Source organism: Glycomyces paridis (assembly GCF_004912155.1).
Lineage (GTDB): Bacteria > Actinomycetota > Actinomycetes > Mycobacteriales > Micromonosporaceae > Glycomyces > Glycomyces paridis.
The window spans coordinates 146,849-169,882 of sequence record NZ_STGX01000009.1; the positions used below are offsets into that span (position 1 = coordinate 146,849).

Genomic DNA, 23,034 nt, shown 5'->3' on the forward strand with positions numbered 1-23,034 from the left:
CGGTCTACGGACGCCCGCCAAGGGTCAGTACGCTCGTACTGTTAGGAGCGGTACGCTCCCGCGCCGCACCAGGGCGCGATCCGACCAGGCGCCGCGAGGGCGCAGGAGAGGTGTCGAAACCCATGTCGAAGATCAAGGTCGCGAACCCCGTCGTCGAACTCGACGGCGACGAGATGACCCGCATCATCTGGAGCAAGATCAAGGACGGGCTCATCCACCCCTACCTGGACGTGGACCTGCGCTACTACGACCTCTCGATCGAGCACCGCGACGCCACCGACGACCAGGTCACCGTCGACGCCGCCAACGCGATCGCCGAGCACAACGTCGGCGTCAAGTGCGCGACCATCACCCCCGACGAGGCCCGCGTCGAGGAGTTCGGCCTCAAGAAGATGTGGCGCTCCCCCAACGGGACCATCCGCAACATCCTCGGCGGCGTCGTCTTCCGCGAGCCCATCATCATGAGCAACGTCCCCCGCCTCGTGCCCGGCTGGACCAAGCCCATCGTCATCGGCCGCCACGCCTTCGGCGACCAGTACCGCGCCACCGACTTCAAGGTCGACCGCCCCGGCACCCTCACCGTCTCCTTCACCCCCGACGACGGCTCCGAGCCCATCGAGTTCGAGGTGGTCAAGTACCCCGAGGCCGGCGGCGTCGCCCTCTCCATGTACAACTTCAAGAAGTCCATCGAGGACTTCGCGCGCGCCAGCTTCCGCTACGGCCTCCAGCGCAACTACCCCGTCTACATGTCCACCAAGAACACCATCCTCAAGGCCTACGACGGCATGTTCAAGGACGTGTTCCAGGAGGTCTTCGACGAGGAGTTCAAGGCCGAGTTCGAGGCCAAGGGCCTCACCTACGAGCACCGCCTCATCGACGACATGGTCGCCGCCGCGCTCAAGTGGGAGGGCGGCTACGTCTGGGCCTGCAAGAACTACGACGGCGACGTCCAGTCCGACATCGTCGCCCAGGGCTTCGGCTCGCTCGGCCTCATGACCTCCGTCCTCATGACCCCCGACGGCAAGACCGTCGAGGCCGAGGCCGCCCACGGCACCGTCACCCGCCACTACCGTGCCCACCAGCGCGGCGAGAAGACCTCGACCAACCCGATCGCCTCGATCTTCGCCTGGACCCGGGGCCTCGCCCACCGCGGCAAGCTCGACGGCACCCCCGAGGTCACCGGCTTCGCCGACACCCTCGAACGCGTCGTCATCGACACCGTCGAAGGCGGGCGCATGACCAAGGACCTCGCGCTCCTCATCGGCCGCGACGCCCCCTGGGAGACCACCGACGAGTTCCTCGACACGCTCTCGGAGAACCTGGCCAAGAAGATCGCCGGGTAGCAGGCCGTAACCGGGCCCCCGCGGGCTCGTTTCACCAGCAGCGGTCACCGCGCGCACCGGACCGGCGACGGCCCGGCGCCGCAGCGGCCGTCCCTTCCCAGTTGGAGGCCCCGGCCGACGTGTGCAGTCGCACAGTCGGCAGGGGCCTCCCCCCTTTCCCGGCTTGTAAACTGATCGGGTCACAAGTCGCAGAGCGAAAGGCAGACACACGTGAGAGGCGTCATCCTCGCCGCCGGACAAGGTCAGCGCCTTCGCCCCGACACCGACCACCTGCCCAAGACGCTCCTGCCGGTCACCGCGACCGAGACGATCCTCGACACCATCGTGCGCGGCCTCGTCGAAGTCGGCGTGGCCGACCTCGCGATCACCGTCGGGCACGCGGCCGAGAAGATCCGCGAGCACGCCCCGGTCCTGGAGGACCGCTACGGCGCCCGCGTCGCCATCGTCGACAACGACAAACCCCACTGGAACAACGCGTACTCGCTGTGGACGGCCCGCGGCCACTTCGCCGACGGCGCGATCCTCGTCAACGGTGACACCGTCCACCCCACCAGCGTCGAGCGGTCCCTCCTGGCCGCCGCCGAGGACGACCCGCGCCTGCTCCTGGCCCTGGACGACCACAAGACGCTCACCGAGGAGGCCATGAAGGTCCGCACCGGCCCCGGCGGCGTCGAGCTCATCCACAAGGCCCAGCCGGTCGAGTCGGCCGCGGGGGAGTACATCGGCGTCAGCCTCATCCCCGCCGCCGTGGCCGAGGACCTCGTCAAGGCCCTCGAAGCGACCTTCGAGCGCGACACGACCCTCTACTACGAGGACGCTTATCAATTGCTGGCCGAGGCCGGGCGGATCGGGACGGTCTCGACCGGGCCCGTCGCCTGGACCGAGGTCGACGACCACGCCGACTGGGCGCTGGCGAAGGCCATCCTGAAGGACCTGTAGTGCCGACCTTCGCCCGCACCGTCCTGGCGCCGATCACCGTCGAGGTCTCCGCCGGCGCGGTCGCGCGCCTGCCGGAGCTGCTCGCGGACTCGCGGATCTCCTCGGGCGGTCGCGTCGCCGTCGCGCTGGGGCCGGGCCTGGGCGAGACGATCGCGGCCGAACTCGACCACCTCCCGGACGCGACCGTCCACACCGTCAAGCCCGGGAGCCTCGACAGCGCGAAGGAGCTGACGCGGCGCCTGCGCGACGACCACCGGGTCGACGCGCTCGTGGGCATCGGCGGCGGCAAGCTGCTCGACACCGCGAAGTGGGCGGCCTCCGACCTGGGCCTGCCGATGGTCTCGGTCGCCACGAGCCTCGCCCACGACGGCCTCGCGTCCCCCACGGCCTCGCTCGAACGCGACGGCGTCTCGGTCTCCTACGGGGTGCACCCGCCGCTGGCGGTGCTCGCCGACCTCGACTTCATCCGCCAGGCCCCCGCGCACCAGCTGCGGTCCGGGATCGGGGACGCGCTGACGAACCTCTCGGCGGTCGCCGACTGGCAGCTCTCCCACGAGGTGAACGGCGAGCCCGTCGACGGCCTCGCCGCGGCCATCGCCCGCACCGGCGCCGAGGCGGTCCTGCGCCACCCCGGCGGCATCGGCGACGACGCGTTCCTGTCGACCCTCGCCGACGCGCTCATCCAGGGTGGCCTCGCCTCCAGCATGGCCGGGTCCTCCCGTCCCTGCTCGGGCGGCTGCCACGAGATCGCGCACGCGCTCGAAGCGCTCCACCCCGGTCTCGCCACGCACGGCGCCGAGGGGGCGCTCGGCGCCCTCGTGTGCACCTGGCTGCGCGGCGACCTCGCCCTGTTCAAGGAGCTGTCGGCGGCCATGCGGCGGCACGGGTTGCCGCGCACCGCAGATGAATTGGGTCTGAACACGGCCGAGCTCGCCACAGCGGTGGCCTATGCGCCGAGGACCCGCCCAGGCCGTTATACGATTCTCGAACATCGTGAACTGGACTCGGTGGCGCTGGAGCGACACCTGACGGAGATGATGCATGAGCTCGACTAGCCCGCACCCCGACGGAGTCTCCGGCCCAGCCGGCGGCGGCGACGGGAGCCCGGACACCTTCGACCCGGCCGCTCCCCAAGGCGGTTTCGGCACCGGGCCCTCGGGCTCCCCCGCGGGCTACCCGCCGGGGGCCATGAGCTCGGGATCGGCGGCTTTCGCGAGCCCGCCGCCGTCGGCGGCCCCGGGCATCACCCCGCAGCCGCCCCACCCCGTCCAGGGGCAGCCGCCGCAGGGCTACGGCGCCGGTCCGGCCTCCTTCCCCGCGCCCGCCGCGCAGCAGCCGGCCGCCTACGGCGCCCCGGCGCACCGTCCCCAGCAGGCGCCCTACGGCGCCCCGCAGGGCCAGCCGAACCCGCAGCAGCCGTACGGCCCCTCGCAGCCGCGCAACCCCTCGCCGCCCTACGGCGGGGCGCCGCACCCGGGCGGCCAGCCCGGCCCGTACGGCCAGCCGCCCCAAGGGCAGCCGACCGCGCCGCCGCCGAACCCGGCGCCCTACGGCCACCCGACGCCTCCTCCCGCGGCTCAGCCTCCGGCGACCGCGCCGTATGCGGCGGCCCCCCAGGGCCCGCCGCACGCGCCCGGCCAGGTCCCCCCGGCCCCGCACGCGACCCGCATCGAGCCGGGCCGCGACATGCCGATGGCCGGGGCCTCCCCGATCCGCCGGAACCTCGACGACACCGCCGAACTGCCGGCGTTCCTCGACTCCGCCCGCAGCGACGAGCGCCCCATCGGCGCCAAGCCCGAGAGCAGCGAGGCCGAGACCAAGCCGCTGAAGCGGAAGTTCCCGCTGACGACCGGCTTCACCGCGCTCCTGCGCCACCGCTACTCGCTGTCGGTCCTCGTCCGCCGCGACCTCGCCGTCAAGTACCAGTCGACGGCGATGGGCTACATGTGGTCGCTCATCGAGCCGGTCAGCCTCGCGCTCATCTACTGGTTCGTGTTCGGCCTGCTCTTCGACAGCGGCCGGGCGATGCCCGAGGGCGCCGAGAACGTCGGCTACATCCTCTTCATCGTCTCCGGCATCTTCGCCTACCAGTGGTTCAGCTCCGCGACCAGCGAGGGCGCCAAGTCCCTCGGCGGGCAGTCGAGCCTCATCACCGTCATGAAGGTGCCCCGAGAGGTCTTCCCGGTCTCGAAGGTCTTCGCGCGCTTCGCCGAATACGTCGTCGGCTTCCCGATCCTCCTGATCATCGCCGTCATCTACGGCGGCACCTTCGGGCTCAACCTGCTGTGGCTCATCCCCGCGATCCTCGTGCAGGCCATGCTGCTCACCGGCATGGTGTTCATCCTCTCCGCCGCCAACGTCCTGTTCAAGGACGTGCAGCGGTTCCTGAGCCTGTTCATGCGCCTCCTGTTCTACGCATCGGCGATCATCTACCCGATCACCCAGGTCGAGACGGCGCTCAAGGACCACCCGCTCGTCTACGACCTCTACTCGGTGAACCCGCTCATCGGCATCTTCTCGATGCACCGCGCGGTCTTCATCCCCGAGTTCGCGCCCAGCTGGTTCCAGCTCGGCACGGCCGTCGGCGTCTCGACGTTCCTGCTGTTCTTCGGACGCTGGATCTTCTACAAGCTCGAACCGCGCGTCCTCAAGGCGCTCTAGGCACCACGGCCCCGACCACCCGGTCGGGGCCGCTTTTTGTTCGCCCCGGCTCCCCCCGCCGTTCACCGCCGCTTCGCCTTCGCGGCGGAGGATGTGCCGATGCCCGCCCGCCGCGCCGCTTCATGACCGCCCTCGAACGCGACACGCTCCTGCTGCCGCGCATCGCCGCCCCGGCCTCCTGGAAGGGCACGGGTTTCCGGGCCGACGTGCAGGGCCTGCGCGCCGTCGCGGTCGGCCTCGTCCTGCTCTCCCACGCCGGACTCCCCGGCTTCGCGGGCGGCTACGTCGGCGTCGACGTGTTCTTCGTGCTCTCCGGCTTCCTCATCACCTCCCTGCTGGTGAAGGAGGTCTTCGACACCGGGCGGATCTCCATCGCCGGGTTCTACGCCCGCCGCGCCCGCCGCATCCTCCCCGCCGCCAGCGCGGCCCTCATCGCGACCGTCGCCGCCGCGTGGCTGTGGTTCCCCGTCACCCGCCTCGAAGCGGTCATGCACGACGCGCTCGCCGTCGTCGTCTACCTCGTCAACTACCGCTTCATCGCCGAGCAGACCGAGTACCTCAACGCCGACCAGATGCCCTCGCCGTTCCAGCAGTACTGGTCCCTCGCGGTCGAAGAGCAGTTCTACCTGGTCTGGCCGCTGCTGCTCCTCGTGCTCCTGCTGCTGGTGCGCCGCAACCCGAAACGCCTCGTCGCGGCCGGGATCGCGGCCTCGGCGGCCGTCTTCGCCGCCACCCTCGCCCTCTCGGTCGCCGTCACCGCCGCCTCGCAGCCCACCGCCTACTACGCCGCCCACACCCGCGCCTGGGAGCTCGCCGCCGGGGCGCTCCTCGCCCTGACCCTGCCGCGGTTGCGGCGCCTGCCTCGGGCGGTCGCGGCCGTGCTCGGCCTCGGCGGCCTCGCCGCGATCGGCGCCTCCGGGGTGCTCTACACCGAGGCGACACCGTTCCCGGGGTACGCCGCGCTCGCGCCGGTCCTGGGCACCGCCGCGGTCATCGCCGCCGGGACCGCCGGGCCGAACCCCGCCGCGTCGCTGCTCGCCGCCGCGCCGTTCCAGTTCCTCGGGCGGATCTCCTACAGCCTGTACCTGTGGCACTGGCCGATCCTCATCCTCGCGCCGCTCGCGCTCGGCGCCGAGCCCTCGCTGCTGCTCAACCTCATCCTGCTCACCGCCACCGTCGGGGTCGCGCAGCTGTCCTACGCGTGGATCGAGACCCCCGCGCGCACGTGGCGGCCGCTCAAGCGCGACCTCGCCGGGCTCGCGACCGGCCTCGTCTGCTCGCTCCTCGGCGTCGCCGCGGTCCTGGCCCTGACCCTGTGGTTCCCCAAAGCGCCTGCGGCCGAAGCGGTCGACCTCGCCGCCGTCGAACGCGCCGCCGACCTCGCCGCGCTCCAGGAGGGCCTCGCCGACGGCCTCGCGCTCGAGTCCGTGCCCGCCGACCTCGCCCCGCCGCTGCCCGAGGTCGCCGGCGACCGGCCCGCGACCTACGACGGCGACTGCCACCTCGACTTCGAGTCGACCGCGCTGCCCGAGGGCTGCGTGTGGGGCGACCCGGAGTCGGGCACCGACGTCGTCCTCTTCGGCGACTCCCATGCCGCCCAGTGGTTTCCGGCCCTCAACGCGATCGCCGAGGAGGAGGGCTGGCGGCTGCTGAGCCGCACGAAGAGCTCCTGCACGCCCGTCGACGTCCCCGTCGGCAGCGTCCAGGCCGAAGGCGAGTACACCCAGTGCCGCGAATGGCGCGAGCACGTCTACGACGAGATCGACGTGCTCCGGCCCGAACTCGTCGTCATCGGCACCTCCGACAACGCCACCCCCCTCGGCGCCGACGACCCCGCCGCCGCCTGGGCCGACGGCTGGACCGCCGCCCTCGACCGCGTCGGCGCCGCCGCCGCGAACGTGGCCGTTCTCACCGACACCCCTTGGGCCACCGGCGAAGCGGCCCCCGACTGCCTCGCCCTCCACCCCGACGCCCCCGCCGACTGCCTCCAGAGCGACCCCTACGCCCTGTCCCACCTGGACAACCGCACCGCCGGCCTCGCCGCCGTCGCAGCCTCCGACGCGCTCCTGGTCGACACCGAGCCGTGGTTCTGCCTCGACGGACGCTGCCCCCTCGTCGTCGGCGGCCTCCTCGTCTACCGCGACAAGCACCACATCTCCACCCCGTACGCGGTCGCCCTCGCCACCCTCCTCGCCGACGCCCTGCCCGATCTGCGGTAATACGCACCCCGCGCGACCGGTCGGGGCGGGTCCGACTCGCGAATGCTCGGTACGATGATCCCTACGGACCCTTCCGCAGTCCTCGACGGACGGGCCGGCACCACCCAGCCGCCCGGCGAACCACCGGCGCCTAGGATGGGGCGACCCGACGCCTCGGCACCCCGTAGACGGAGACTTTCTCACCATGACCTCGCCCCAACCCCCCAGGCCCCAGAACCGGACCACCGCGGGGGCGGTCAACGAGGAGACCCTCCACCTACCCCTCACCACCCCCGGCCCCGCCGTCCCGATGGGCCCGCCGCCCGCCGCCGCCCCCGGACCCTTCCCCCCGCGCACCGCCCCCAACCCCTACCCCCCGCGTCCCGCGTTCAGAGCCCCCGCCCCGCCCCCGCCCGCCGCCCCGGTCCCCGCGAAGGCCCCGCGTCGCCCGCTCGAACGCTGGGAGGGCGTCGGCTTCCGCCCCGACATCCAAGGGCTGCGCGCCGTCGCAGTGCTCCTCGTCCTGCTCTCGCACGCCGGGTTCGGGTTCTTCGCGGGCGGCTACGTCGGCGTCGACGTGTTCTTCGTCCTCTCCGGATTCCTCATCACCTCGCTGCTGGTGAAGGAGGTCTTCGACACCGGGAAGGTGTCCATCGCCGGGTTCTACGCCCGCCGGGCCCGCCGCATCCTCCCCGCGGCCAGCCTCGTCACCGTCGCCACGATCGCCGGCGCGTGGCTGTGGTTTCCGATCACCCGGCTCGAAGCGGTGATGCAGGACGCGTTCACCGTCATCGTCTACGTCGTGAACTACCGGCTCATCGCCCAGGAGTCGGAGTACCTCAACGCCGACCAGATGCCCTCGCCGTTCCAGCAGTACTGGTCCCTCGCCGTGGAGGAGCAGTTCTACCTGGTCTGGCCGCTGCTGCTGCTCGGCCTGCTGCTGCTGGTCAAGAAGGACCCGCGCCGACTGGTGGCCGCCGGTGCCGCGCTCGCCGCGGCGGTGCTGGTCATCAGCCTGGTCGCGTCGGTCTTCGTCACCGAGCAGGCGCCGACGGCCGCCTACTACGGGGCGCACACCCGGGCCTGGGAGCTCGCGGCGGGAGCCCTGCTCGCCCTGTCGCTGCCGGTGCTGAAGCGGACGCCGAAATACCTGGCCTGGGTCCTGGGGATCGTCGGCCTCGCCGCGATCGTCGGTGCGGGGGTGCTGTACTCGGAGGCCACCCCGTTCCCCGGTTACACCGCGATCCTGCCGGTGGTGGGGACGATGCTCGTCATCACCGCCGGCTCGGCCCCCGGCGCCACCCCGGCCGCCCGACTCCTGGGAACCGGCCCGTTCCAGTTCGTCGGCCGGATCTCCTACAGCCTGTACCTGTGGCACTGGCCGGTGCTCATCCTCGTGCCGCTCGCGGTCGACGCCGAGCCCTCGATCGCGCTCAACGTCGTGCTCATCCTCGGCTCGTTCGCCTTGGCGCAGCTCTCCTACCGGTACGTCGAGCAGCCGGTCCGCACGGCGAAGCCGTTCAAGTCCGGCAAGGTGTGGGGGCTGGTCGTCGGCGTCGTCTGCTCGGTCGTGTCGGTCGCCGTCGTGGTCGCCGCCGTGACGACCGGACCGGTCGCCGGGGACGCGGACGACGACGACCCCCCGGTCGAGGCGATCGAGGAGGTCTCCGCCATGGAGCTGGCCCTCACGGAGGGTCTGACGCTCGAAACCGTCCCCGAGGACGTGGTCGAGGTGCTCGGCGGGATCCAGGACGACCGAGGCGGCGTGTTCGACAACGGGTGCCTGCTGCCCTTCGACGCGACCGAGCCTGCGGACGACTGCGTGTTCGGCGACACCGACGCGGACACCACCGTGGTGCTGATGGGCGACTCCCATGCTGCGCAGTGGTTCCCCGCCGTCGAGGCCATCGCGCTCGAGGCCGGGTGGCGGCTGGTGGTGCACACCAAGGGCTCGTGCCCGGTCGCGTCGGTGACCGTCGACAACGACGCGGTCGACGGACGCTACGGCGAATGCGACGACTGGCGCGCGGCGGTGCTCGACGAGATCGACGAACTCGAGCCCGCCATGGTCATCGTCAGCTCCTCCCTCTCCTACGACCTGCGCGGCGTCGACGAGGGCGGGTCGGAGGAGTGGGCCGCGGGCTGGTCGAGGGCCGCACGCCGACTGGTGGCGGCCTCACCGAACGTCGTCGCCCTCACCGACACCCCGAGGGCGCCGTTCGACGCGGCCGACTGCCTCGCGCTGCACCTCGAGGAAGCCACCGAGTGCGTGTTCCCCTCGGAGCCCGCGATGCTCGACCTGGACTGGCGCGAGGCGGAGGCGGACGCCTGGGAGCGGGAGGGGATCGCCTCGGTCGACACCACCGGATGGTTCTGCATCGACGGATCCTGTCCGGCGGTCGTGAGCGACACACTCGTCTACCGCGACTCGAACCACATCACGCATCAGTACATGGCGGTGCTGCAACCGCTGCTGGCCGAGGCGCTGCCGCGGCCGTAGCCCTCCGTACGCCAGGTCGCACCGGAACTCGTGGGCAGGGGGTCTAGCTGCGCACATGCTAGCATCGAGCTATGCCTTACCCCCAGAACCGCTCTCATTGGACGCCGCGTCCCCACGCCGTCTCGGGCCGACTCGGCCGCGTCGCGGCGTCGGTCGCGGTGCTCGCGTTCCTCGTCGCCGCCTGCTCGGAGGGCGGGGGCGGCGAGAAGGAGGAGCCGAAGGGGGACCAGACCTCGCCCGCCGTCCAGGAGGTCGAGATCCCCGAGGCCACCGGCCCGCTCGACCTGACGGTCACGCCGCCCGCCGGCTACGTCGCGAGCGAGGGCGCCCGCGAGTTCCCCGTCGCGGAGCAGTTCAACGACTACGTGTTCGCCCTCGACGGCGGCGCGGAGACCTCCAGGATCTACGTGAGCACCTACCTGCTCGACGCCGCGGTCGAGGAGGACTACGCGGCGCAGCTGGAGTTCGTCAGGTCCTACTTCGAGGCCACCGGGTACGAGTACACGACGATGAACGACCGCGCGACCATCGTGCACCGCCGCGACGGCGTCATGATGTTCAACGAGTTCACCGACGGCGCCGGGAACGAGCTCACCCAGCAGAACCACTTCCTGTTCAAGGAGAACCAGCTGATCCTGGTCACCTGCCAGTGGCACGACGACTTCGACGCCTCGTTCCAGGGCTGCCAGGACGTCACCGCCAACCTCCAGTTCCCCGAGTGGTGGCTGTAGCCGCCTCGCTCCCCGAGGCGTAGAAGAGCACTGATTCCCATGACTGCCATGCCGACACTCGACCGCGCCGCGGCACCGCCGAGCGCCTACGCCGGATTCGCCGCCGCCGCGTCCCTCGACGCGATCACGGTGAAGTCGATCGGCGAGCGGTCCCGCGCCGGGCGCCTCATGCTCGCCGCCCGAGCCTTCGCCGCCCGTCCCGACCTCGCCCTCGCCGAGGACGCCGACCCCGCGCTCCTCGCCGCCGACCTGGCCGAACCCGCCGCCGCCGCGGCCCTCGCCCTGGTGCTCGGCACCCAGCCGCTCGACGGCTGGCACCGCCGGCGCGCCCTGGAGCTGTACGACCTCCTCGCCGCGCAGGAGACCCCGCTCCACCCGCGCCACCAGGGCATGCACGCCCAACTGCTGCTGCACCTCGGCGAACGGCGCCGCATCGGCAGCACCCTGAAGGCGCACACCGGGATCGAGCGGTCCGTCCGCAGGGCCGTCGAGGCCGACCTCGTCCACCCCTCCTCCGGAGGCGAGACCGAGGAGTTCCTGCACCGGTTCAAGCGGTTCGCCGAATGGGAGGACGAGCTCGACCTGGTGCTCGCCGACCGCGAAGGCGACCTGCTGGACCGCATCGAGCTGCGGGGCGCGGCCCCCGTCACCGGCGTCCAGCGCATCTCCGTCGTCATGTCCTGCCACCGACCCGGCCCCGAACTGCTCACCGCGGTCCGCTCGGTCCGGGCGCAGACCTGGCAGAACTGGGAGCTCCTCCTCGTCGACGACGCCTCCGGCGCCGGTTTCGGCGAGGTCCTGGAGGCCGCTGCCGCGCTCGACCCGCGCGTGCGGGTGCTCGGCCGCTCCGAGAACGGCGGCACCTACACCGCCCGGAACCACGCCCTGCGCCACGCGACCGGCGCGTTCGTCACCGGCCTCGACTCCGACGACTGGGCCCACCCCCGGTGGCTCGAATACCAGGTCGCGCCGCTGACACAGAACAAGGGCACGGTCATGACCTTCTCCGAGGGCATCAGGGCCACCGGGGACCTGCGGACCGTGCTCTCGCCCGGGAGCCGCCAGACCGAGATCCGCTCCACCTCGGTCATGTACCGGCGATCCGAGGTCTTCCCGCACGTCGGCTACTTCGACGCGACACGGAAGGCCGCCGACTCCGAGTTCCGCTTCCGCGTGATCAGCCACTTCGGCGAGGCCGCCGTCCGGGCCGTCCCCGGCCGCCACACCATCGTCCGCAAGCACGACCGCTCACTGTCCAGAAGCGAGATCGGCGAGGGCTGGCTCAGCCCCGACCGGTACGCCTACGAATCGTCCTTCCGCCAGTGGCACAAGACCATCGAGGACCGGACCGGAGACGCCTTCGTCGACGCAGAGAACGGGCCGAGGCGATTCTTCGCGCCCGACCCCATCCGCGTCGGCGCCCGCGCCCCCGAGCACGTCGACCTGCTCCTGGTCGGCGACTGGCGCTTCGACGGGCCCGAGCAGACCGGCCTCCTGCGGTCGGCCGCCGCGAGCGGCGAAGGGACCGTCGCGCTCGCGCACTACTCGCGGCTGGACGCGCTCTCCACCGAACGCGAACCCATGAGCGCCGAGGCGCTCGCACTCGCCGAGCACCACGGGTGGTCCTTCGTGGACGCCGGCGCCGTCTCGGCCGCGCGGGTGCGCTTCACCGACGGGCCGACCCGGGACGCCGCCCGGATCGAGTTCCCCCGCCTCGACCACGACGCGGCCTCGACCGCGGTCGAGACCGCCGCCCCGCCGCGGGGACCCGAGCCCGACGCCGAGCCTGGTCCCGTCCGACCCGCGATGCTCACCCGGGACGGCAGGCGCCTGCTCGCCGCCGCCGCCGCGGCGTCCGCCGCGGCGCTGGGAGCAGGCCTGGCCGCAGGCCCCGGCGAGCCGGCCGGCCTGGCACTGGTCGCCTTCGGCTGCGTTCTCGGCGCCGGGACCGGCGTCGAAGCGGCGCGGCAGATCAAACACCGAGTCCTCGGGTGGCTGTGCCCCCCGGCGGCGACCTCGCGGTCGCCGTTCCTTCGAAAGGCAGAGCATGATCCAGCGTCTCCGAAAGCTCCTGGGGCGGACCCGAACCCGGACTCGGTTGGGGTTCGCGCTGGTCTTCGCGGCCGCCGTGGCCGCGGCCGTCTACCTCCTCCCCGGGTCGCTCGGCGTGCCGCTGCTCGCCGCGGCCCTGGTCTTCGAGGCCGCCCTCGGGGTCCTCCTGCTCGTGCAGGTGTTCAACCGGCTCGGGCAGGTCCGCTCGCTGCGCCGGGACGGGCCCGCCGTCGTGCCGGCGCCGCGCATGACCCCCAGCGAGAGCCGCACCCTCGCCAACTGGAAGGCGCGGCTGTGGAACGGCTTCTCGGCGACCGCCCTGCCGCTGATGCGCGGCACGGTGTCCTCGGTGCGGACGCCCGTCGCCTACCGGATCGCGACCGCCGAGATCCTCCTCGACTTCTACGACCGCGAGGCCCAGTGGCGCGCGAGCGGCGTCGACCACGAGTTCGACGTCGTCATCGCCTCCTTCTTCGGCCTCCCGGGCGGCACGACCTCCGCGAACGCCGAGGAGATCCGCGCCTACCGGAACGCCGGACTGCGCGTGGGGCTGCTGAACTACCCGGTGTTCCGGTGGAACGTGTCCCGCACCATCGACGACAAGATCACCGACCTGGTCGACGGCGACCGTGTGGTGCTCATCGGCTACCACGACCGGGTGCGCTGCGACCTGCTCATCGTCCGGTTCCCCGGGGTGGGGATGCAGCTCCTCGACGACGCCCCCTCGATCGAGGCGGCCGAGAAGGTCCTGGTGGTCAACCAGACCCCGTACTCCTACTACGGCGAGTTCGGCGGGGTCGAGGTCATCTGGGACGTGCGGACCGTCCGCACCAACCTGACCGCCTGGCTCGGCGAGCACACCTGGTACTCGATCGGCCCGGTCGTCGGCGACGCGCTGCGCGAGCACCACGCCGAGGAGACCGGCGACGTCGTCTTCGCGGAGGACTTCTGGTTCGAGTCGATCGACATCGCCGAGTGGCGCCGCGAGGGGCGCCGCCCCGGGGACGGGCCGATCCGGATCGGCCGCCACTCCCGCGACAGCCGCCTCAAGTGGCCGAACGACCCGCTGACGCTCAAGCGGTGCTACCCCGAGGGCGAGGAGTTCGAGATCCGGGTCCTCGGCGGGGTCGACGCGGCGAGGGAGATCCTCGGCGGCCTGCCCGCGAACTGGGTCGACCAGCCGTTCAACTCCGTGGAGTCCAGGGACTTCCTCCACGGGCTCGACGTGATGGTCTACTTCATCTCCGCGGACGGCGCCGAGGCGTTCGGTCGCGCGCCGCTGGAGGCGATGGCGGTGGGCCTGCCGTGCGTGATGGACCGGCGCTTCGAGCCGCTCTTCGGCCCCGCGGCCGTCTACTGCGAGCCCGAGGAGGTCGCGGTGGTCGTCAAGGGCCTGGTGGAGGACCCCGAGGCGTACGCCGAGCAGTCCCGCAGAGCCTTGGAGTTCGTGAGCGAGCACTTCTCCCACGAGGCGCTGCTGCGCCGGGTCCGCGGGCTCGGCGTCCGCGCGGCCTCGGAGGCCGCGAGCGTGTGAACGCGGCGCCGGTCACGGCGGCGCCCCGGGTCCGGTATGGAATCATGACTCTCATTCATGTCACCTGAGGAGTGGGCGATGACCGCGCAGACGGACCCGTTCCAGCCGACCCGCGAGGCGCTGGACAAGGAGATCGGCCGCATCTACGGCTCGGTCCCCAAGGACAAGGGCGAGGCCGGCCTCTACGCCCGCCGCCAGCGGCTCCTCGCCCACCAGGACCGCATCGCCGAACTCGCGGCCCTGGAGCACGCCCCGGAGCACGACTTCTACCTGGCCCGCATCAAGATGGAGCTCGGCCGTTACGACGAGGCCCTGCTCCTGTGGGACAAGACCCTCCCCGACCACACCTCCAGCCACCACAAGCTCATCCACTACCACGCGGCCGTCTGCTACCGGTTTCTCGGCTCCTACGGCAACGCCAGGATGAAGCTCAACGCCGCCAAGCGGCAAGGCCTCGAGCAGCGCCGCTATGACAAGGAGCTCGCGGCCCTCACCGAGATCGAGAACCTCTACCTCTCCCACCGGCTCGGCGCCGCGTTCTTCGACGCCGCCCGCGCCGGGGAGGGCCCCGCGCCCAAGCTCGACCACATCGCCGCGGCCCTCGAACTCGGCGACTACACCCCCGAGCAGCGCCGCTCCGTCACCGGCATCTGCGAGGCGGTCGCCGCTGCGGCCCCCACCGCCGAACCCGAAGAGCCGCCCCGCCCCGAGGGGCGCCTGCGTCGCCTTCTGTCACGGCCCCCCGCGCCCGAACCGGCCCCCGCGCCGGTCGTCGAAGGCGGCTCCCAGGTGTTCTTCGCCGGATTCGGCTGGACCGGATCGGGCGCGCTCTTCGACTACTACAAGCAGTGCGCGAGCGCGAGCGAGCCGTTCGGGCCCGCCGAGATCACGTTCTTCCGCAGCGCCGAGTTCCGCACCATCGCCCGGTCCGGCGACCCCGCCGAAGTGTGGGAGGCGCTGACGACCTCGATCGAGCGGGACGTCATCGGCTTCTCGGGGAGCACCGGCGGCAACCCGCGGTCGTGCGCCTCCAAAGCGCTCGTCCAGGCCGTCGGCACCGACGAGGCGATCGGCCGCAGGCTCGCCGCCGCCGTGGCCGACCTCGCCGCGGCCTACCGCGAGGGCGCCGTCCGGGAGGGCTTCGGGCGCTTCCTCACCGCCGTCGCGAACCTCCCCGACCGCGAGCCGCGCGTCAGCGTCTTCAGCAACGGCATCAACGCCAAGCTCGTCGACCGCATCGACCACTTCCCGAACGGGAAGATCGTGGTCGTGACCCGGGACATGCGCGACGTCTACGCCTCGCGCATGGTCGAGGCCGACCGCCTCGCGCTCCCCGCCGACCGCTTCATCGGCCACTACTCGCGGGCCGTGGAGGCCTTCGACGCGGCGGTCGCCAAGCTCGCCCACCCCGAACGCGTCGTCACCGCCCGCTTCGAGGACTTCGTCACCTCGGAGGACTACCGTCGCGAACTCGGCGCCGAACTGGGACTCGACACCGCCACCGTCGTCGAACGCGAGGGCGCCTACCGGCCCGCCGACTCCCTCGGCAACGTCGGCGTGCACCGCCTCCGCGACGACCGGGACGAGCTCGAGCGCATCGGCCGGGCCTTCCCCGAGTCCCTTTGGGACTCAACGGTTCCCGCGTAGCCGCCGCAGCGCCGACCTGACCTTCCCGGCGCCGCGGCGCAACCGGCGCGACAACGGCTGCCGCTTCGGCTTGAGCGCCGCGATCCGCCTGCGCAGCCGCCGCTGCGCCGCGCCGCGGGCGGTCGCCTCCCGCCCGTGCTCGCGCCGGAGCCGGCGCACCGGCTCCGCGTCCGAGGCGGCGAACCAGTCGCCGCCGTCGACCGAGGCGACGCCCCACACCGCGTCGAGGACCGCCGCGGCCGACTCGCCTTCGGCGCGGCACCGCTCCGCGCGTGCGAGCGCGGCGGTCCGATCGAGCACCGCGACCGCCGGACCGGCGTCGGCGCGCACGCCGACCTCGACCCGGCCGACGCGCCGCTCGTCGGCGAACGCGACGAGTCCGGCGAGCCCGTCGTACGTGAACGCCGCCCCCGCCGGCAGCGACAGGCGGAACGGCACCGGAGCGGACGACGCGGGGACCGACTCGACCCGCCGCACCCGCGCCTCCCCGGCGAAGCACTCGCCGATCAGGCGCAGGTCCAGCAGCGGGTCGGCGAGCGGTGCAACCCGCCCGGCCGCCGACAGCTCGCTCCAGGGGCCGAGCAGCGCGACCGCGACGTCGGACACGGCTCCGCCCAGGACGGAGGACACCGTCGCGCGCACCGCTTCGAAGGCTGCGCCGCGGGCGTCCACGACGACCTCGACGTAGGGCACCGTCCAGGACCGCCCCGGCTCCTCGCGGAGGTAGCGCAGCGACGGCACCCGGTCGGCCAGGAACGGGTGGCGGAACCGCTTCCCCGCCCGGCGGTCCGAGTTCATCTGCGACCGGCCCAGATGCCACGCGCGGGCCTCGGGGTCGGGGACGAACAGGGCGCCCGCCTGCGCGAGCCGGTAGCCCAGCTCGGTGTCCGAGCCGAGCGGCACGGCCGCGTCCATGCCGCCGCACCCGGTGTACAGCGACCTGGTGAACGAGATCGTCGCCCCGTTCGCGATCGTGAAGGCGCGCAGCTCGTCCAGGACTCTCCCGCCCCCCTCGCGGACCAGGCCGATCTCCCAGTCCGCCGAGGCGACCGCGTCCGCGAAGAGCGCGTCCGCGCGGCCCGCCGCCACCGCGTCGCGCACCCCCGCGGGCTCGAAGCCGCCCGCCTCCACGTCCGCGAACGCGAGCTTGCCGACCACCACCAGGTAGTCCGCGGCGGCGTGCCAGCGGGCGTGCGCCTCGACGTGGTCCCGCGCAGGGACGAGGTCGGAGTCCAGCCGGAGGACGACCTCGCCCTCCGCGGCGTCGACCGCGGCCGCGACCGCGGACGGAATGCCCCAGCGCCCTGCCGCCGCCCGCACCAGCCTGGTGCGCAAGGGCCGCAGCTCGGGCAGCCGCAGCGGCGGTTCGCTGCCGTCGTCGAGGACCACGACGTCCAACAGCGCCTCAGGGTAGGTCTGCGCCGACAGCGCCGCCAGGAGCAGGTCGAGCCGGTCCTGGCCTCCGTAGGCGGGGACGACGACCGACACCGTCGCAGTGGGGGCCCACGCGCCGAGCGCCGGGCGGGGGACCGCGGGGTGGTCGTTCCGGGAGAACCGGGAGGCGGGGGCTGCGTCGAGGGCGTTCATCAATTCGCCATGATACCGAGCGGGCCCCGCCCCGACCGGTGCCGAGCCCCGGACCGGTGTGGGCCGCCGTGGCGCCGACTCGCGCGGGACCGGGCCACCGGCGCGATGAGGATAGAATGGCGACCCCGGCGCCCGGAGTTGTTCACCTCGAGTTCAACCGCAGTCTCCGCGCGCCGCACGTCAGCCGGACACCCACAATTGAGGCCATTCACCATTCATGTCGGAACCACTGCGCAACGGCGGCACCCCTGCCCGGTCCACCGCCGGCCCTGAACGCGAAGCCCGGCTCGCCGCCTTCCTCCGCGAGCACCGGGACCGACTCCTCCGCGCCGACCCGGCGGCACTCGTCGAAGCCGTCGTGCGCGGCGGCTCCGACCTGGGGCGCTTCGCCCTCGCCGCCAAGGTCAACCCCTCCGACCCCGCCCGGGCCCTCGGGACGGCCATCCCCCTGGGCGAGTTGCCCGACACGGCCCGGCCCGAAGCGCTCCGCGACCTCGCCGAAGCGCTCGCCCGGCGGCCCCGCTCCCGGTTCGACCTCGCCCACGCCCTCGACCTCTACCGCCTCGCCGAGGCCATGGAAGGCCCCGAACCGGTCCCCGATCGCCACCGCTCGCTGCACGCGCAGTTGATCCTGCTCGTCGACCCCGCCGACCGCGCCGCGATCGAGCGCCTCGACACCGACCCCCACGCCCGCGCCGCGCTCCGCTCGGACCTGGCCCACCCGCACCACGGCGGCGAGGCCGCGTCGTTCCTCGCCGCGTTCGGCGACTTCGCGGGCTGGGACGACCTCGAACTCGACCCGGACGGCTCGGCGCCGCTCCTCGACCGCCTCCGCGGCACCGCGCCCGCCTCCTCGGTCGAGGGCGGACCGCTCGTCTCGGTGCTCATGACCTGCCGCGACCCAGGACCCGAGCTGCTCACCGCCGTCCGCTCGGTCGCGGCCCAGACCTGGAGCGCATGGGAACTCCTCCTCGTCGACGACGGCACCACCGACCCCGAGGCGCGGGCCCGCCTCGCCGCGGCCTTGTCCGACCCGAGGATCCGGCTCCTGCGCCGCCCCGAGAGCGGCGGCACCTACCGCGCCCGCAACCAGGGCCTCGCCGAGGCCGCCGGCGAGTTCGTCACCGGTCTCGACTCCGACGACTGGGCCCACCCCCGATGGCTGGAGCAGCAGGTCGCACCGCTGCTGGCCGACCCGGAACTGGTCATGACCCAGTCCCTGGGCGTCCGCGCCGACGCCGACCTGCGCCTGGTGACCGCCCCCCGCAGCCGGTTCACCGAACCGCGCTCCACGTCGATGACGGTGCGGACCGCACTCCTCCGCGAGCGGTTCGGCGGCTTCGACGCGGTCCTCAAAGGCGCCGACTCCGAACTGCGCCTTCGCATCCAGAAGACCGTCGGCTCGCGCCGCCGCCACCTTGACCAGGTCGCCCACACCATCGTGCGTCAGCGCCCGGGCTCCCTGTCCGGCGGCGAGGTCGGCGACGGGTGGATGCACCCGGTCCGGGCCGTCTACGAGTCCGCGTTCACCCACTGGCACCGCGCCGTCCAGCGCAAGGAGTCCCGTCCCGCGATGCCCGCCGAGGGCGCCGGCGCCCGTCCGTTCCCCGCGCCCCGGCAGCTGGTCCGCCACGGCGAGCGGCCTCCGGCCCCCGACCTGGTCTACGTCGGGGACTGGCGGTACGACGGCCCCGCCCAGCGCGCCATGCGCGCCGCGATGGCCGCCGAGCGACGGCGCGGGCGCACCGTCGCGGTCGCCCACTGCGCCAGCTGGTTCTCCCTCGAAGAGCGGCACACGATCCTGTCGGCCGAGGCGATCGAGTTCGCGGCCGCCGAAGCGGTCGACTGGATCGACCCGCAGGAGGCGTCCGGCGCGGCGTTCGTGGCGATGGACGCCGCCATCGCGATCGAACTCGAGTCCGACCCCCGCAGGTCCGTGACCGTCCTGGAGGGCCCGTCCTTCATGGCTCGCCGGGCCGAAGGGCTGCGGCGGCTCCGCGGCGCCGCGAAGGGCGGCCCCGCGGGGCTGCGGCGGCTGCCGCGCCGGCTCCTGCGGGGCAAGCGCGCCGCGCTCAAGCGACTGGCGGGCAAGGCGAAGCGCCGGGCTCTCGCCGTGGTGCGCGGTTCCCGCGACCGCGAGGCGCCGACGCCGGAGCAGCGCCGGGAACTCGATCTGTGGCAGTCCCGGCTCCACGGCGGCTGGTCGGCCTCGGCCACGGCCGCCCTCTCCGCTCTCGCCGAGGACCCGTCGTTGCCGAAGGGCACCCGGATCGCGGCCCTGCGCGCGCTCACCGACTGGCTCGACGAGGACCACCACCGCCACCAGCGCGGGCGCCGCCTCGACCTCGACGTCGTCCTGGTCTCGAACTTCTCCATGCCCGGGGGCACCACCTCCTCCAACGCCGAGGAGATCCGGGCCTTCCGCGCCGCCGGGCTCCGGGTCGGGCTGCTGCACCACCGCGTCCACGACTGGCCCCTCGACCGGCCGCTCAACCCGAAGATCGCCGAACTCGTCGACGACGAGGGCGTGGTCGTCCTCTCGGCCCACGACTCGGTCCGCTGCGACCTCGCCATCGTCCGATTCCCGCGGATCATGATGCGGCCCATGGAGGACCTGCCGCGGATCACCGCCGAGCGCACGGTGCTGGTGGTCAACCAGCCGCCCTACGAGTACTACGGCCCCGAGCAGGGCCGGGTCCTCACCTGGGACGTGCGGACCGTCCACGCCAACCTCACGTCCTGGCTCGGCGAGCACACCTGGTACGCCCAGGGCCCGGTCGTGCGCGACGCGTTCGCGGTCGACCACGACGGCGAGCTCGACGGCATCGACCTCTCCGCCGACTACTGGTTCGGGATCGTCGACCCCGACGCGTGGCGCCGCGACCTCCCCAGGCCCCGGAGCGGCCCCGTCCGGATCGGCAGGCACGCCCGCGACCACGTCCGCAAATGGCCCGAGTCGACCGGCGACCTCCTCGCCTGCTACCCCGACGACGACGAGTTCGAGATCCACGTGCTCGGCGGCGCGAGGTCCGCCCGCCGCCTCCTGGGGACCCTGCCCGCCAACTGGGTGGTGCACGACTTCGGATCGATGTCCCCCAAGGAGTTCCTCCACGACGTGGACGTCCTGGTCTTCTTCATCGCCGACGCCGGCCAGGAGGCGTTCGGACGCACCCCGCTGGAGGCCATGGCGGTCGGACTGCCGTGCATCCTGCCGCCCAGCTTCAAGCCGCTCTACGGTGACGGCGCCCTGTACTGCGAGCCCGCGGAGGTCGCCGACCTGGTCCGGTCCCTGGCCGACGACCCGGCGGCCTACCGCCGCCAGTCCGAGCTGGCCCTCGCCCGCGTGCGCCGCGACTTCTCCAGGGAGTTCCTCCTGGAGCGGGTCCGCGGTCTCGGCGTCGGCGCCGTCCGGCGGGAGGCGGCCGCCGCATGAGCACTCGTGGCACCGGCCCCGACGGGTTGACCGAGGACCAGCGGCGCCGGCTCGCCCAGTCCCGCGCCCGCCTGCGGGTAGGGTTCTCCCGCAAGGCGACCGCCGACATGAAGAAGGTCCTCGCCGCACCGGACGCCGCCCCCGCGTACCGGATCGCCACCGGCGCCGCGCTCCTGGAGTGGCAGTTCCGGCGGGCCGCCGCCAGGACCGGGGGGCGGCGCCTCGACCTCGACATCGTCATCGTCTCCCACCTGGCGCTCCCCGGCGGCAACACCACCGCCAACGCCGAGGAGATCGCCGCCTACGCCGAGGCGGGCCTGCGGGTCGGGCTCCTCCACCACCCCGTCTTCCGGTGGGACGTCTCGCGCCCGGTCAACCCCAAGATCGAACGGCTGGTCGACGGGGAGCGGGTGGTCATGCTCGGCGCGTTCGACCGGGTCCGCTGCGACCTCATGATCGTCCGGCTGCCGACCGTCGTGCTCGCCCCCCTCGACGACCGGCCCGAGATCGAGGCGGCGCGGACCGTCGTCCTGGCCAACCAGACCCCGTTCAAGTACTACGGGCCCGACGGCGGCGTCGAGGAGGCCTGGGACCTGCGGACCGCCCACCGCAACGTGCGGGACTGGGTCGGCGACCACACCTGGTACACCGTGGGCCCCATGGTGAGGGCGGCGCTCGACGAGCACCACGCCGACCAGCTCGTCGGCGTCGACCTGGCCGCCGAGCACTGGTTCGAATGCGTCGACGCGCGCCGCTGGGAGCTTCCCGGGCCGCGCGAGCGCTCCGGCCCGATCCGGATCGGGCGCCACTCCCGCGACCACGAGCTCAAATGGCCGAGCACCGCGGGCGAACTGCTGGCGTGCTACCCCGAGGGCTTCGAGATCCACGTCCTCGGCGGCGCCGACACCCCCAGGCGCCTCCTCGGAGGCCTCCCCGCGAACTGGGTCGAGCACCCGTTCGGGTCCCTCGGCGCCAAGGAGTTCCTCGGCACGATCGACGCCATGGTCTACTTCATCGCCGCCGACGGCCGGGAGGCGTTCGGCATCGCTCCCCTGGAGGCCATGGCCGCGGGCGTCCCCGTGGTGATGGACCGCCGGTTCGAGCCACTCTTCGGGCCCGCCGCGCTGTACTGCGAACCGGACGAGGTCGCCGCGACGGTGCGCGGGGTCGTCGAGGACCCCGACGCCTGCGCGCGGCAGACCGCGGTGGCGAAGCGGGTCGTCGCCGAGCGGTTCTCCCGCGAGGCGCTGCTGCGCCGCGTCGCGTCGCTCGGCGTCCGGGCCGCCGCCTGAACGGCCCCGTGCACGGCGAAGGGCACCGCGCGGCGCGCGGTGCCCTTCGCTCGGCGTCCTAGACGAGGCCCTTCTTCTCCAGGGCGGAGCAGACGGTGTCGACGATGAGGCCGGTGACGAGGTAGGGGTCCATGTTGGCGTTGGGGCGGCGGTCTTCGAGGTAGCCCTTCTTGTCCTTCTCGACCTGCCAGGGGATGCGGATGGAGGCCCCGCGGTTGGAGACGCCGTAGGAGAACTGGGTGTAGTGGGCGGTCTCGTGGGCGCCGGTGAGGCGTTCGGCGATGCCGTCGCCGTAGTTCTTGACGTGCTCGTCGGCCTTCTCGCCGAGGGCCTCGCAGGCGGCGATGATGGGCTCGTAGTCCTCGCGCATGGCCTTGGTGGAGAAGTTGGTGTGGCAGCCCGCGCCGTTCCAGTCGCCCTTGGCGGGCTTGGGGTCGATGGTCGCGGAGACGTTCCACTCCTCGGCGGTGCGGTAGAGCAGCCAGCGGGCGAGCCACAGGGAGTCGGACACTTCGAGGGCGGAGGCCGGGCCGACCTGGAACTCCCACTGGCCGGGCATGACCTCGGCGTTGATGCCCGAGAGGGGCAGGCCGGCGGCGAGGCAGTTGTCGAGGTGCTTCTCGACGATCTCGCGGCCGAAGATCTCGTCGGCGCCGACGCCGCAGTAGTAGCCGCCCTGGGGGGCCGGGAAGCCGCCCTCGGGGAAGCCGAGCGGCCGGTCGCCCACCATGAAGGTGTACTCCTGCTCGATGCCGAACCAGGACTCCTGGCCCGCGTACTTCTCCGAGACCTCGGCGGTCTTGGCGCGCGTGTTGGTCGGGTGGGGGGTGAAGTCGGTGTCGAGGACCTCGCACAGGACCAGGATCGAGTCGCCGCCGCGGATGGGGTCGGGCACGACCTTGACCGGGCGCAGCACGCAGTCGGAGGAGTGGCCCTCGGCCTGGTTGGTGCTGGAGCCGTCGAAGCCCCAGATCGGCGGCTCCTCGCCGGCGCCGAGGATCTTGGTCTTGGAACGCAGCTTGGCCGTCGGCTCGGTGCCGTCGATCCAGATGTACTCGGCCTTGATAGCCATGAGGTAGGAGCCCTTCTTGCGATGACGCGGTCCAGCCCTGGGGCC

General features: G+C 72.8%; 14 protein-coding genes and 1 pseudogene. 12 read left to right on the plus strand and 3 right to left on the minus strand.

What is annotated here, in order from left to right; all coding sequences use genetic code 11:
• Nucleotides 1-122: 122 nt before the first annotated feature.
• The 8 genes and pseudogenes from E9998_RS13665 to E9998_RS27225 all read left to right on the plus strand — a co-directional run.
• Nucleotides 123-1,343 carry an NADP-dependent isocitrate dehydrogenase gene (locus E9998_RS13665; protein WP_136530256.1) on the plus strand — a complete coding sequence of 407 codons (1,221 nt, stop codon included), beginning with the start codon at nucleotides 123-125 and terminating at the stop codon, nucleotides 1,341-1,343.
• A 210-nt stretch (nucleotides 1,344-1,553) separates the two neighbouring features.
• Complete coding sequence (locus tag E9998_RS13670) at nucleotides 1,554-2,282, plus strand: phosphocholine cytidylyltransferase family protein (protein ID WP_136530257.1); 729 nt, start codon at nucleotides 1,554-1,556, stop codon at nucleotides 2,280-2,282.
• Nucleotides 2,282-3,337, plus strand: a complete 1,056-nt coding sequence (locus E9998_RS13675) for an iron-containing alcohol dehydrogenase family protein (protein WP_136530258.1) — start codon at nucleotides 2,282-2,284, stop codon at nucleotides 3,335-3,337. The genes E9998_RS13670 and E9998_RS13675 overlap by 1 nt, the downstream gene beginning before the upstream one ends.
• Nucleotides 3,324-4,943 (plus strand): ABC transporter permease, encoded by a 1,620-nt coding sequence (locus tag E9998_RS26315; RefSeq protein WP_240037611.1) that lies wholly within the window; start codon nucleotides 3,324-3,326, stop codon nucleotides 4,941-4,943. Before E9998_RS13675 ends, E9998_RS26315 begins: the two co-directional genes overlap by 14 nt.
• 122 nt (nucleotides 4,944-5,065) lie before the next feature.
• The gene (locus tag E9998_RS13685; RefSeq protein WP_136530259.1) at nucleotides 5,066-7,162 is read left to right on the plus strand and encodes an acyltransferase family protein; all 2,097 of its coding nucleotides are present in this window, start codon (nucleotides 5,066-5,068) and stop codon (nucleotides 7,160-7,162) included.
• 184 nt (nucleotides 7,163-7,346) lie between these two features.
• Complete coding sequence (locus E9998_RS13690) at nucleotides 7,347-9,641, plus strand: acyltransferase family protein (RefSeq protein WP_136530260.1); 2,295 nt, start codon at nucleotides 7,347-7,349, stop codon at nucleotides 9,639-9,641.
• 71 nt (nucleotides 9,642-9,712) lie between these two features.
• On the plus strand, nucleotides 9,713-10,372 hold the full coding sequence (locus E9998_RS13695) for a hypothetical protein (protein ID WP_136530261.1): 660 nt from the start codon (nucleotides 9,713-9,715) through the stop codon (nucleotides 10,370-10,372).
• A 675-nt stretch (nucleotides 10,373-11,047) separates the two neighbouring features.
• Nucleotides 11,048-11,461 (plus strand): annotated as a pseudogene (locus tag E9998_RS27225) (glycosyltransferase family 2 protein); the annotation flags it as partial.
• 159 nt (nucleotides 11,462-11,620) lie between these two features.
• Here the strand turns inward: E9998_RS27225 and E9998_RS13705 are convergent.
• Complete coding sequence (locus E9998_RS13705; RefSeq protein WP_136530262.1) at nucleotides 11,621-12,352, minus strand: hypothetical protein; 732 nt, start codon at nucleotides 12,350-12,352, stop codon at nucleotides 11,621-11,623.
• Between the two features lie 67 nt (nucleotides 12,353-12,419).
• Here E9998_RS13705 and E9998_RS13710 point away from each other — a divergent pair, with 67 nt between their 5' ends.
• Together E9998_RS13710 and E9998_RS13715 are read left to right on the plus strand one after the other, a co-directional pair.
• Entirely contained in the window at nucleotides 12,420-13,958 is a 1,539-nt protein-coding gene (locus E9998_RS13710; protein WP_136530263.1) for a glycosyltransferase, read from the plus strand.
• A gap of 78 nt (nucleotides 13,959-14,036) precedes the next feature.
• Nucleotides 14,037-15,605, plus strand: coding sequence for a sulfotransferase (locus E9998_RS13715; protein ID WP_136530264.1), 1,569 nt, complete (start codon nucleotides 14,037-14,039; stop codon nucleotides 15,603-15,605).
• Here E9998_RS13715 and E9998_RS13720 read toward each other — a convergent pair.
• Entirely contained in the window at nucleotides 15,588-17,192 is a 1,605-nt protein-coding gene (locus tag E9998_RS13720) for a glycosyltransferase family 2 protein (protein WP_136530265.1), read from the minus strand. The two genes, E9998_RS13715 and E9998_RS13720, sit on opposite strands and share 18 nt — an antisense overlap.
• A 217-nt stretch (nucleotides 17,193-17,409) precedes the next feature.
• Between E9998_RS13720 and E9998_RS13725 the strand changes: the two genes are divergently transcribed.
• The gene (locus E9998_RS13725) at nucleotides 17,410-20,625 is read left to right on the plus strand and encodes a glycosyltransferase (protein WP_136530266.1); all 3,216 of its coding nucleotides are present in this window, start codon (nucleotides 17,410-17,412) and stop codon (nucleotides 20,623-20,625) included.
• Nucleotides 20,622-21,917: a glycosyltransferase gene (locus tag E9998_RS13730; protein WP_136530267.1), complete on the plus strand. Its 1,296-nt coding sequence runs from the start codon at nucleotides 20,622-20,624 to the stop codon at nucleotides 21,915-21,917. Before E9998_RS13725 ends, E9998_RS13730 begins: the two co-directional genes overlap by 4 nt.
• 58 nt (nucleotides 21,918-21,975) lie before the next feature.
• On the opposite strand, the gene glnII is transcribed toward E9998_RS13730, so the two are convergent.
• On the minus strand, nucleotides 21,976-22,989 hold the full coding sequence (glnII, locus tag E9998_RS13735; RefSeq protein WP_136530268.1) for a glutamine synthetase: 1,014 nt from the start codon (nucleotides 22,987-22,989) through the stop codon (nucleotides 21,976-21,978).
• Nucleotides 22,990-23,034: the final 45 nt, after the last annotated feature.

What these genes read in the sequence shown, in the direction of transcription:
- E9998_RS13730 (WP_136530267.1), top strand. Translation starts at nt 20,622, where the DNA reads ATGAGCACTCGTGGCACCGGCCCCGACGGGTTGACCGAGGACCAGCGG.
- E9998_RS13725 (WP_136530266.1), top strand. Translation starts at nt 17,410, where the DNA reads ATGTCGGAACCACTGCGCAACGGCGGCACCCCTGCCCGGTCCACCGCC.
- E9998_RS26315 (WP_240037611.1), top strand. Translation starts at nt 3,324, where the DNA reads ATGAGCTCGACTAGCCCGCACCCCGACGGAGTCTCCGGCCCAGCCGGC.
- E9998_RS13720 (WP_136530265.1), bottom strand. Translation starts at nt 17,192, where the DNA reads ATGAACGCCCTCGACGCAGCCCCCGCCTCCCGGTTCTCCCGGAACGAC.
- E9998_RS13695 (WP_136530261.1), top strand. Translation starts at nt 9,713, where the DNA reads ATGCCTTACCCCCAGAACCGCTCTCATTGGACGCCGCGTCCCCACGCC.
- E9998_RS13715 (WP_136530264.1), top strand. Translation starts at nt 14,037, where the DNA reads ATGACCGCGCAGACGGACCCGTTCCAGCCGACCCGCGAGGCGCTGGAC.
- E9998_RS13710 (WP_136530263.1), top strand. Translation starts at nt 12,420, where the DNA reads ATGATCCAGCGTCTCCGAAAGCTCCTGGGGCGGACCCGAACCCGGACT.
- E9998_RS13685 (WP_136530259.1), top strand. Translation starts at nt 5,066, where the DNA reads ATGACCGCCCTCGAACGCGACACGCTCCTGCTGCCGCGCATCGCCGCC.
- E9998_RS13665 (WP_136530256.1), top strand. Translation starts at nt 123, where the DNA reads ATGTCGAAGATCAAGGTCGCGAACCCCGTCGTCGAACTCGACGGCGAC.
- E9998_RS13690 (WP_136530260.1), top strand. Translation starts at nt 7,347, where the DNA reads ATGACCTCGCCCCAACCCCCCAGGCCCCAGAACCGGACCACCGCGGGG.
- glnII (WP_136530268.1), bottom strand. Translation starts at nt 22,989, where the DNA reads ATGGCTATCAAGGCCGAGTACATCTGGATCGACGGCACCGAGCCGACG.